This window comes from Empedobacter sp. UBA6745, assembly GCF_002453775.1.
Lineage (GTDB): Bacteria > Bacteroidota > Bacteroidia > Flavobacteriales > Weeksellaceae > Empedobacter > Empedobacter falsenii_C.
Genome location: NZ_DKHL01000022.1, coordinates 1 through 12,164 on the forward strand (window position 1 = coordinate 1; position 12,164 = coordinate 12,164).

Sequence of the window (12,164 nt, forward strand, 5' to 3'; positions counted from 1 at the left end):
TTTTATCTTAGAATGCTCAGAATGACAAAGTCCGCAAAACTTTATAAAACCTATGTTTCTATTGTGGTTAGAAAATTAAAGGATTCAGTTCCTCACTTCGATACTTCGGTAGACTTTCAGTAACTGAAATTCAGTACCCCTGTTCAGAAGATATTAAATAACCGTCACTTCGAGTGATTTTCGAAATGTAATGTAGAAAATTGTATCGAGAAGTTAGACGTTTTAAAACGATTTTCTTCTTATTCTTCGACTTAATAAATGTGACAGCAAGAAAGGAAGAAAACTTACTTATTTATACAAAAAAAGAGATTCTAAATCATAGAATCCCTTTCAGCGGAGAGTGAGGGATTCGAACCCCCGGAGGTGTGACCCTCAACAGTTTTCAAGACTGCCGCATTCGACCACTCTGCCAACTCTCCAATAACGCAGTTTATTGCGGTATTGCGAGTGCAAATATAGAACGCTTTTTCGAATTTGCAAATAAAACTTTTTAACAATTATTTTACGAAAACCTTTTCGTAAAATAAAATTCAATTCAAATAAAACAATAAAACAATGGTTAATAGCTATTTATTAGTATTCGTAAAATTTAAAATTTCTCACTAAAAATTTATTTTTTTTCTATATTTTAGTATTTTCGTAGGAATAGTTGCTTTTTTATGACAATAATTAGTTTTTGCAAAAAAAATGTACGAAATCGTTATAATTGATTACTTTTGCCAAGAATTAAGTAAATAAACACAAATAAACATTTATTAAATGAACCGCTCTTCTTATGATCAACAACTTGCATCTTTCAATGAAATGAGCAAAAAGGTTGTAGAATTCATTAAAATTGTTTCAGATTTATGGTATGATCAATCTGTTGAATTGGTAATTTTCCGTAATCAATTAGTTGATAAAAACGTTAGTGACATCGTAAATCTACATCAGTATGCTGAGGAATTTGTAGAAAAAAAGATTGCTATCGACGATACGTTAGCAATTGCTAAAGCTATTTCTGAAGCTAAATTACCAGCTTCTAGACTTGATGTTGGAAAATTGGCTAAAGAATATATTTCTGGAGATTACGCTTCGGCAGAAGCTTTTGTTGAAGAGAAATTAGGTGCAAGCAAAAATGTAAAAAGTGTTGAACCAAAAGATGTTGTTTTATACGGTTTTGGTCGTATCGGACGTTTATTAGCTCGTGAGTTGGCTTCTCAAATGGGAAAAGGTCAACAATTGAGATTACGTGCTGTTGTAACACGTGATAAAAACGATCCTGTTTTATTAGAAAAAAGAGCTTCTTTGTTACGTCATGATTCTGTTCATGGTGATTTTGACGGAAACGTTGTAGCTGATCACGAAAATAATGCTTTAATCATCAACGGAGTTTCTGTTTACATGATTTCTGCAGCTCAGCCAGAAGATATTGATTATACTGCTTATGGAATTAATAATGCTTTAATTATTGATAACACAGGTGTTTTTAAAGATGAAGAAGCCTTGTCTCGTCATTTAAAATCTGTTGGAGCTGATAAAGTTTTATTAACAGCGCCAGGAAAAGGTGTTCCGAATATTGTTTACGGTGTTAACCACGAGGAATATAGCCCAGAAAATGTAAATATTTTCTCAGCTGCTTCTTGTACAACAAATGCAATTACACCTATTTTGAAAGTTGTTGAAGATAATTTAGGTGTTGTAAAAGGACATTTAGAAACAATACATGCGTATACAAACGATCAAAATTTGGTTGATAATATGCACAAAAAATACCGTCGTGGACGTGCTGCTGCTTTGAATATGGTAATTACTGAAACTGGTGCTGGTAGCGCAGTTGCAAAAGCTTTACCAAGTTTAGCAGGTAAATTAACTTCGAATGCAATTCGTGTTCCAGTTCCAAATGGGTCATTAGTTGTCTTGAATTTAGAAGTTGGTAAAGATACATCTGTTGAAAATGTAAACAACATCATGAAAGATGCTGCATTGAACGGAGAATTAGTAGAGCAAATTAAATATTCATTGAACAATGAATTGGTCTCTTCGGATATCGTTGGAACTACTGCTCCATCTATCTTTGATAGTAATGCAACAATTGTTTCTGCAGATGGTAAAAATGTTGTGATGTACGTTTGGTACGATAACGAATATGGATATAGCCACCAAGTAATGCGTTTAGCGAAGCACATTGCGGGTGTTAGAAGATATACATACTATTAATAGTATTTTTTCCCTTTATTTAAAATTAATCCACTAGCTTTTTAGTTAGTGGATTTTTTTTGTAACCTATTCGTTTAAAAACAGCTAAATAAATTAATTGTTTTATTTTTGTTAATATTATATTAATGTTAGTTACGAAAATTAACATTATTTTTGAACAACTAAAAAAAAAACATTTTATTTATGAAGAAATTTTACTTATTTAATTGGATACTTCTCCTGATAGGATTAGTATCTTATAATGCTTTAGGGCAGACTACTGTAAATTATACGTTTAACGGTGTAAGTGGAAATATAGACGAGAATATAAGCTACACAACTGAGAAAAATAGTGCTTCTACTGCCCCTGCTTTTACAGGAGGAAACTTAAGGTTGTATGTAGCGAATAATGGTAATGGAGGTTCTATAACTCTAAATATAGCAAACAATGTAAAAATTACAAGTGTTATTTTTAAAGGTGTCAGCGGTAATACCGTAAATGCAAAATATTTTGTAGATGAAACTTCTACTTCTACAAGTATCTCTGCATCGAACAATAATTACACAATTCAAAATTTAAATGCAATCACATCGTTAAAATTTCAACATGCAGCTACAACAGGTCAAATAAGATTAACCGGTTTAACTTTGACATATGAGAATATAGTTACAGACCAACCTCCTGTTGTTTCTTCTAAAACAATAACAGGTACATATGGTGTGTTATTAACTGATGGTACTATAACAGCTACGAATAATCCTACTTCTTGGGCGCAAACGGGGACATTACCTTTAGGAATTACATTTGAAAATGGCGTTTTCTCAGGTACACCAACACAAACAGGTACTTTTAGAGCAGAAGTTACAGCAACAAATGAGCACGGAACTTCTGATGCAGCAAATGTAACATTTGAAATAGCTAAAGCTAATCAAACCGTAAATTATACATTTGAGGATTTAACTCAAAACCAAGGAACTACTTTTACAGAATTACCAAATCAAACAGATCAAGGGCAAAATATAGTATATACATCTGCAGATAATTCTATTGTTTCTGCAAATGGAAATACATTATCTTTTGATGGTATAGGTTCTACAACAATTACCGCTACAGCAGTAGGAGATAATAATTTTAATGATTATACGACGACTTTTAATGTAAAATCAAATGATCCTAATGTAATTACATATAATGGAGAAGGTACATTTGTTAAAATTAATAATTTAGAAGAAGTTACAAATGGATATTATGTGTTTTCATACGAAAATAAAGCAATGAATAATACATTAAACTCTGGTAAATTTGGTGTTCAAAATATTACAACAGAAAATAATAGAATAATAAATCCATCATTATCTATTGTATGGAAAATAGATAATGTAAATAACGGATTAGCAATCTCTAATGAAGAAATTGGAAGTTATATTAATTATACTACAAGTACTAATTTTTCATTAATCAAAGAACCTTCTACAGACAATTCAAAATGGAGTGCTTCATTCTCAAATGAAGGATTTTTATTAAGAAATGTAAATTCAACAGACAGAGGTATTATTTATAGAACAACAGATGTATTCGGAGCATATGCAATAACTAATCTTGGTGGTAATGAATACAAAACGTTACAACTATACAAATTATTACCTTCAAACTCTACAACTTGGGATGGTACAGCTTGGTCTAATGGAACGCCGGACCTTACAAAAGAAGTTATTTTACATGCAACTCCAACAGAAAGTTTTTCTGCTAAGAAATTAACAGTTGAGAGAGATATGATTATTCCTGCAGGAATTACAATTACTGTAGAAAATGAAGTTGTTAATCAAAATGATGTAACATTTAGATTTAGTCACGGTGCTTATTTGATTCAAAAGAATAATAGCGCAGTAAATGTTGGTCCTGCAATGTTTGATAGATCATCAACACCTATTTACCGTTTAGAAAATTTAATGTGGTCTTCACCAGTTATTAATCAAAATATTTTCGAAATTTCTCCAAATACTTTAACAAATCGTTTTGCAAGATTTTTAGAGTCAACAAATGATTGGACAGAGAATGTAACAGCTGCAGATAATTTTAAAGCAGGAGAATTAATTTCTTTTAGAGCTCCTAATAATTATAACAACTACGGAGAAGGCGATGCTCAGGTATTTGAAAGTTCATTCAGAGGTCAATTATTTAATGGAGAAGTAACGATTCCTGTAACTAAAGCTTCTAAAGGAAATAATGCAGTAGGAAATCCTTACGCGTCACCACTTAGTTTAGATGCTTTAATTGCTGCTAATACATCAGTAGGAGTAAACTCTGTTTATGTTTGGACGCATTCTAAACCAATTGTAAATGGAGCATATCAAGGTTCTAACTGGGCTATTTACAATGGAACAGGATGGAATGATAATAGCGTAACTTCTCAAAATATTGATATTGCACAAGGATTTATAGTAAAAGTAGCAAACGCTGGTAATTTAGTACTTAATAATGCGATGCGTACCTCTGCTAATGGTCCAGTTTATTACAAAGAACAAAAAGATAGATATTGGTTAAGTTTATCAAATAATCAAGGTAAAATAAATTCTTCTTTAATAGGATATGTAAACGGATCGACAAATAAATTTGATCAAAATTTTGATGCTAAACCATTTGATAATAATAATGAAGGATTATATTCTGTTTTGAACAATGATTTATTTGTAATTCAAGGACGTGGAGATTTCAATAACGAAGATTCTTTTGATTTAACTTTCAATGTTAAAAAAGCAGGAACTTATCAAATTAATTTAGAGCAATTTGAAGGTGTTTTCGAAAATCAAAATATCTATTTGGTAGACAAAAAATTAGATAAAGTATTTAATTTAAACGAATTAAAATCTTATTCTTTTGATACAGAAGCAGGTGAAATTAATGATCGTTTCTCTATAAATTATCAAAATAAAACATTATCAACAAATGATTTGTCTAAAAAAGGATTGGTAGTTTATGCTCAAAATAAACAAATTACAATTTCATCTAAAGAATCAATTAAATCAATAAAATTAGTTGATATTTCAGGAAGACAGTTACAAAATATTCAAAACATAAATACAAAAAATTATGTAATCAATTTGAATGTAAATCCTCAAGTTGTTGTAGTTGTTGTAGAGAATAAAAATGGTACAATTGAATCTAGAAAAGTAATTTTAAAATAATTAACGTATGAAAAATATAAAAAAAATAACTTTATTATTTTGTTTGATGTCTACTGTGACTTTTGCAAATACTGAAGAAGGTGGAATTCGTTTTTTTGAAAGTAATAACACTACTCAAGAAGCTGATGATACAGATGATCCAAATGGTCCTAGTACAGATCCAGATCCAACTCCAATAAATGATTATTTTCCTTTATTGGTAATTGGAGCAGGTTTAGTTGCTTTACGTTTCAGAAAGCAGTTATTAAAAAACTAATTTCTAAATTATATCAAAAAAGAAAGCTTCTCAATTTTTGAGAAGCTTTTCTTTATTTTATCTGTTCCAAACTATTCGCAATTGCTTTATACAAGACTTCGCCCATTTTTTCGCAATTTTCGTAAGATTGATCTTTATAAAACTTTGCAAAACCAGTTCGTAATTGCTCAACATTTTCTGGTTTAGAAATATGATCATTTTTCATGATTTTCATTAAATCACGAAAACGTTTCGAACTATTCGAAATTCTTTTCGAAATCAAGGATTTTACTTCTTTTCTATATTGATCGACAGAATTTGGTTTCAAACGATTATTCACCAAATCAACCATAATTTTATTTTCTTTAAAATACTGTGGTCGATAAATTTTTAAATTTCCTTCATAGCATTGTTGATCGAAATCAATTGGTCGAATTCTATAGATAACTTGATCAAAATCGTGAATTGGAATCACCACATAATTATACGATCGCATATCACCCAAAAGACCAATAAAACAACGTTCATTGAACTTTACAAATTCTTTCGCAATCTGATTTTTCTCTAAATCATTACATTTATCCAAATAATTTTTGATAAAAACATCACCTGGAATTCCTAAAATATGCTCTTCAATCAATGTATTTTTGTAGACCAAAAAATTGATTCGGTGAGGCGATAAAATATCTTCTAATTCTAAACCATAAATACGCGAAGCATCTGCTTTTTTAATGTAAAAATTGGTATAATTATCATTCAAAATATTACGAACTCGAATTCGAAAAGGTTTAGAATTTCCGAACGTACAATAATCAATAGAATCAACAACAAGATAAGGCAAAGACTCCTCATCTCCGTCTGAATGTAAGTAAGTATAAATTCTGTTTAGGCTATCTTGTATTTCCTGATGTTCCGAGTCGGTATAATAAACACCCAACCAATGTGTGTCATTCCCTTCCTTATCTTCCAACGCTATACAACCCGAAAAACGCATCAAATCATCATATTCTATACTCGCTTTTGTTGTGCGATGATATTTCTCTAAATAATGATTCAATTCGTCACTCACAGGATAAATAGGCTTTCTAAACTCTATTTTTACATCTTTCATTTCATGCTCATTAGTCTATACGAAGATAGGTCTAAATTTATTTTTTAAAATTGTTTATTGGATTAATATTTGCTAAATTCAAGCATAATCTAAATCTAAATAAAATGAATATTCAGGTCAGAAATTTGACTCTTGAAGATTATAGTGATTTGACTGAATCTACAAAAGAAGCCTATCACAATCAGCTTGGAACTTGGACTGTCGACGAAATTAAAGAATTATTAGCTATTTTTCCGCAAGGTCAACTTTGTGTTGAAGTGGATGGAAAAGTTGTTGCTTCGGCATTGAGTATTGTGGTTAATTCGAAAAAAACGAACATCGAATCCAATTATGATACGATAACATCTAATGGTAAATTTTTAAAACATGATCCAGAAGGTGATGTAATGTATGGAATTGAAGTTTTTGTTCATCCAAATTATCGACAATTGCGCTTAGGAAGACGTTTATATGATGAACGTAAAGCGCTTTGTGAAGAAATGAATCTAAAATCAATTGTTGCAGGAGGTCGTATTCCAAATTATCATAAATATTCGCAAGAATTATCTCCTAGACAATATATAGAAAAAGTAAAAAGTAAAGAGATTTTTGATTCAACTTTAGCTTTTCAGATTTCGAATGATTTTAATGTCAAAAAAATCTTGAAAAATTATCTGAAAGATGATAAAGAATCCTTAGAATATGCCACTTTATTAGAATGGAATAATATCTATTACGAACCTGAATTGAAATCTAATTCGCCTACAAAACGTACTATTCGTCTTGGTTTGGTACAATGGCAGATGCGTTTGTTTAATGGTTTACAAGATTTTTATGATCAAATTGAGTTTTTCGTAAGTGCGGTGAGCGACTATGGCTCTGACTTTATCATGTTTCCAGAATTTTTCAATTCACCATTGATGAGTCCGTATAATCACTTGAAAGAGATTGAGGCGATGCATCAATTAGCTACAATGACAGATGATATTGTAAAGAAAATTCAAGAATTTGCAATTACATATAATGTCAATATTATATCAGGTTCGATGCCACATCTGAAGGAAGGAAAACTGTATAATACGTCATTTTTATGTAATCGTTCGGGGAAATTAGATTCGTATAGTAAAATACATATTACACCAAACGAGTTCAAATATTACGCATTGAATGGTGGTGACGAAATAAAAGTTTTTGATACCGACTGCGGAAAAGTAGGTTTGCTGATTTGTTATGATGTTGAATTTCCTGAATTGAGCCGTATTTTAGCCGATCAAGGTATGGAAATATTGTTTGTTCCGTTTATGACAGATACACAGAATGGCTATACTCGTGTAAGAAGTTGTGCGCAAGCTCGTGCTATAGAAAACGAATGTTATGTTGCAATTGCAGGATCTGTAGGTAATTTACCTCGTGTTAATAATATGGATATACAATATTCGCAATCGGCAGTTTTCACTCCTTCAGACTTTTCATTTCCAAACAATGGAGTCAAAGCAGAAGCAACTCCGAATACGGAAATGGTGTTAATATCGGATGTAGATCTTTATCTTTTGAAAGAATTGCATGAATATGGAACGGTAAAAACGATGAAAGACAGACGCAAGGATTTGTATGAAGTAAAACTAATAAAATCATAAAAAAAACCTCCAAATTGGAGGTTTTGTTTTAGGTCTTAATCTCGTTGGTTAGACTCGAATAAGAGCGTGCAATCTAATTTTTTTTAAAGCATAGACCTTAGGTTCGGTTAAGTATCTGTACTAAATTTAGAATATTTTTTTATTAAGAACAAATATTTCTTTTGCGAAATAGAAAATTTAACATATTTCAAATTTGTTTTACAACTCTAATTCGAAGATTTGAATAAACTTTTTATTGAAATTATTTGGAACAAATTGATTAAAATAGATTTTTTTTCCATCATTTGAAAAATGAGGAATTCCTGTCAATTCATTATTAATTTTTTGAGCTTGATATAGTTGTTTAGATTTTTTTTCGGTTAAATCATTTAGATATATTTTGTCATCAACAAAATAAATAGCATATTTTCCGTCTGGTGAAAGATTAAATGGAGAGCTAATCGAATTTCCTAAAAAAGAATATTGAATAATTTCATTCGAAACTAAATTTACACCAAATAATTGCGTTTTATCGAATTCATCTTCCATCAAAAAATAGATGATTTTTCCGTCTGGGGAAGAACGTAACCAATGTCTAAAATTGCTAATTCCATTTTGAGTAAAAGTGATTCGTTTTTGCGAAATACAACTTGGCACATCTGGCAAAGTCGTTAAAGTTCCTTTTAAATCATCATTTTCATTAATCGTTATTTCATCTGGAATTTCAGCAACAAAAATTTCTGTTTTCAAATTCCCTTTTTCATCATGCACATGCCCCTGAAATGCAATATTGTTTGTTGAGTTTATCCAACATTCATCAAAAGCTTTTTCGATTTCATCACTTCCATTTATAGGATTTACTACTACTTTCGAAACGATAATCGAAAACATTTCGCCAGAATTATTCTCTAATGATTCATCCAAGTTAACCTCAACTTTTTTTGGAAACATCATTCCAACTACTCGCTGATCTTTTATGGTAGAATTTTGTTTAGATTCTTGTTCCAAGACATAATCGTTGTAGGTAAAACTAATCCAATTCTTTTCTTTTTTCCAAGAATGTGAATGTGTTCCTCCACGCAAAGCACCATTTGTAAAGGGAAAATTTATATTTCGTGCATCCATAAAAATAGGCTGATTTGGAAATTCTAGATCAATTGCAACACCTGTTCTTCTTGTTGGCGAATATGGATTTGCTTGATTTGCATTTCGAATACCATGTATAAAAATAACTTTATTCTCAATTTGCGAAAACGAGGCTGCACCAACACCAGGACCAAATTCTGTTTGATTATTTGTGGTATAAATAATTTCGGATTCGTAAGTTTTCGTGTGAAGTAAACAGATGGAAGAAGTTTCTCCAATTTTTGTATCATCATTACGTGTATCAAAAACAAGATAATTGCCATCAACCGATTGAATTTGATTATGATGAAGCGTATGTCCAAAATCATCATAAGTTAACTGCCTTACCATATCATACTGTTTAATAACATTTTATCTACTTAATAAATACTTAATAAGCAATTAAAAACATAACTATTTGATTATTAGAAATATTTTAACGTTTCTTATAAAGATTTGTTACAAAAGTACATTCTAAATTTGCTGTCTCAAAATAATAAAATTAATTAAATTATTTCAAAATAGCCGTATAGATTTATTGTCTAAATTGAAATTATTAGAAAGTAATTAATCTACACAAATTATGATTAAAAATATACTTTTTTTCAATGTCTTTATTTTCCTTAGTATAAGTTTTGTTAAATCTCAAACAACAAAGGTAATATTTAATGAAGATTTTGGAAAATCTACAACAAGAATTGGTTCACAATATGTACCACAATCTGGAAATGATAGCAATTTAGAGAAATTTGATAGTCACGGATCAAGTTTTTATCATTTAGCAGATCAATACTTCCAAGAAGCACCAAATCCAAGTAAAACGAGTCGAGCTACATCAAACCAAGATGTTTGGAATATTGATAACGGATATTATGCGGTAATTGCACCAAAAAACATTTACGATTTTACAACTGACGCTCCTGATGGAAATAATTTCTGGAAAGGTAGTTGGTGGCAGAAAATTCAAAATCATACCGACATTTCTGATGATGGTGCAGTCTTAGTCGTAAATGGAGGTAAAGTTTTAAATCAATATTATAGACGTGTTGTGGTATTAGAACCAGGAAAAACGTATAAAATATCAGCTTGGTTTTATGGCTCTGGAAGAAATAATGTTGGTGTAAATTTCGAAGCGCAGAATATTACAACAGAAGAAATTTTAGGATCATCGAACAAAGATTTAGGTATCACAAATTTCTATGATGGTTCCAATAATGTAATGAGATTAACGGAAGCAAATAAATGGGAACAAAAATCTTGGAGTTTCAAAGTACCTGATAGTAAAAGCTGCTCTTCGATTGCAATTGCGTTACGTAATAATGTAATAGCAGATGGAGGAAACGATTTTTACGTAGACGACATTATACTTGAAGAAACAACTGATGATGCAAATGTAATTGATTGTTCAAATAGCCCAGAAATCGACGCTGTCATAAAAGCGAATAACGATTCTTTTATTGTAACTTCTACAGATCGTACATTTAATATTATTTCTAATGACACTTATAATGAAGAATTAGCTAAAATAATATTATCTGGAAATGATAAAAACACAACAATTGCAACAATTGATAATTGGCCTGATGGAATTACGTTAAATCCAGAAACTGGAGAAATTACAGTAGCAGAAGGTGCAACTGTTCCGACTGAACCTTTGCGTTATCAAGTATGTAATACACTTGGAGTTTGTTCGACGGCACTTATAACGTTGAAATTCTCTTTTGATACTACAACTTGTACTCAAAATCCTATAATTGGAACTCCAAAAGGATATACAAATGTTGGAATTTCTTCTTATAGTCAAAATGAAAACTTTCCGACAAATATTCCGAACGGATTTATTGCTTTACAATCGAGTAACAAAGGATTGGTAATAAATCGTACTACCTCTTCTCAGATTTTAAAACCTCTTGAAGGAATGATTATTTACGATACTACGGATAAATGTGTCAAACTTTATAATGGCTCAACTTGGAGCTGCATCAAAAAATCTTGTAATAATTAAACAATAAACATGAAATTTTTAATATATCTATCTTTATTTGTTGCTCTCGCAATGAATGAAACGAAAGCTCAGTTAATTATAGCAACTGACGAAAAAACTGTAAATATTACAGAATCAACACTTTTACAATTCGAAGACAATAATTCTAAAGGAATAATTTTACCTGCAAACACAACAACATCTACCGAAGTTACTAATGGTACTTTTATGTTTGATCAAACAGATGCTAAAGTAAAAATGTACGAAAACAATAGTTGGATTGATTTATCAGATACCGGAGATAAATCTTCAATCATTACTAATTCTTCAACAGATAATGGCGAGGGTGTAATAGTTGGTTCTGAAAAAACTGATGCAAAAGGAATTTTAGTTTTAGAATCTACTGATAAAGCAATGGTTTTACCTCGTGTAAACGACGTTATCAATGATATTATTTCTCCTTATCCAGGACTAATGTGTTACGATATCACATCAAAAACAATTGCCTTTTTTGATGGTAAAGTTTGGAATTTTTGGAAGTAGAAAATAATACAAAAAAAAAGCTTGAACAAATGTTCAAGCTTTTAGCGGAGAGTGAGGGATTCGAACCCCCGGAGGTGTGACCCTCAACAGTTTTCAAGACTGCCGCATTCGACCACTCTGCCAACTCTCCAATAACCCAGGTTGTTGCGGTATTGCGAGTGCAAATATAGAACGCTTTTTCGAATTTGCAAACCTTAATTTAAACTT

The 12,164-nt window shown here is 30.7% G+C and carries 8 protein-coding genes and 2 tRNA genes; 6 read left to right on the forward strand and 4 right to left on the reverse strand.

Annotation, left to right across the window (positions count from 1 at the left end; all coding sequences use genetic code 11):
- Nucleotides 1–334 precede the first annotated feature (334 nt).
- Nucleotides 335–419 (reverse strand) — tRNA-Ser (locus tag B4H69_RS07220).
- A 340-nt stretch (nucleotides 420–759) separates the two neighbouring features.
- On the opposite strand from B4H69_RS07220, the gene B4H69_RS07225 reads away from it, so the two are divergent.
- From B4H69_RS07225 to B4H69_RS07235, 3 genes are all read left to right on the forward strand, one after another.
- Entirely contained in the window at nucleotides 760–2,199 is a 1,440-nt protein-coding gene (locus B4H69_RS07225; protein WP_291093314.1) for a glyceraldehyde-3-phosphate dehydrogenase, read from the forward strand.
- 183 nt (nucleotides 2,200–2,382) lie between these two features.
- Nucleotides 2,383–5,364 carry an Ig domain-containing protein gene (locus B4H69_RS07230; protein ID WP_291093316.1) on the forward strand — a complete coding sequence of 994 codons (2,982 nt, stop codon included), beginning with the start codon at nucleotides 2,383–2,385 and terminating at the stop codon, nucleotides 5,362–5,364.
- Between the two features lie 7 nt (nucleotides 5,365–5,371).
- Nucleotides 5,372–5,620 carry a hypothetical protein gene (locus B4H69_RS07235; RefSeq protein ID WP_291093319.1) on the forward strand — a complete coding sequence of 83 codons (249 nt, stop codon included), beginning with the start codon at nucleotides 5,372–5,374 and terminating at the stop codon, nucleotides 5,618–5,620.
- A gap of 52 nt (nucleotides 5,621–5,672) precedes the next feature.
- Here B4H69_RS07235 and B4H69_RS07240 read toward each other — a convergent pair whose 3' ends face one another.
- A complete protein-coding gene (locus tag B4H69_RS07240) occupies nucleotides 5,673–6,710 on the reverse strand; it encodes a hypothetical protein (protein WP_291093322.1) in 1,038 nt (345 codons plus the stop codon).
- Between the two features lie 104 nt (nucleotides 6,711–6,814).
- Between B4H69_RS07240 and B4H69_RS07245 the strand changes: the two genes are divergently transcribed.
- Nucleotides 6,815–8,326 (forward strand): carbon-nitrogen hydrolase family protein, encoded by a 1,512-nt coding sequence (locus B4H69_RS07245; RefSeq protein WP_291093324.1) that lies wholly within the window; start codon nucleotides 6,815–6,817, stop codon nucleotides 8,324–8,326.
- A gap of 198 nt (nucleotides 8,327–8,524) precedes the next feature.
- On the opposite strand, the gene B4H69_RS07250 is transcribed toward B4H69_RS07245, so the two are convergent.
- Entirely contained in the window at nucleotides 8,525–9,781 is a 1,257-nt protein-coding gene (locus tag B4H69_RS07250; protein ID WP_291093326.1) for a DUF3748 domain-containing protein, read from the reverse strand.
- 232 nt (nucleotides 9,782–10,013) lie between these two features.
- Here B4H69_RS07250 and B4H69_RS07255 point away from each other — a divergent pair, with 232 nt between their 5' ends.
- Entirely contained in the window at nucleotides 10,014–11,435 is a 1,422-nt protein-coding gene (locus tag B4H69_RS07255; RefSeq protein WP_291093328.1) for a hypothetical protein, read from the forward strand.
- A 9-nt stretch (nucleotides 11,436–11,444) separates the two neighbouring features.
- Nucleotides 11,445–11,957 (forward strand): hypothetical protein, encoded by a 513-nt coding sequence (locus B4H69_RS07260; RefSeq protein WP_291093330.1) that lies wholly within the window; start codon nucleotides 11,445–11,447, stop codon nucleotides 11,955–11,957.
- A gap of 45 nt (nucleotides 11,958–12,002) precedes the next feature.
- Here the strand turns inward: B4H69_RS07260 and B4H69_RS07265 are convergent.
- Nucleotides 12,003–12,087: transfer RNA gene (locus tag B4H69_RS07265), tRNA-Ser, on the reverse strand.
- Nucleotides 12,088–12,164: the final 77 nt, after the last annotated feature.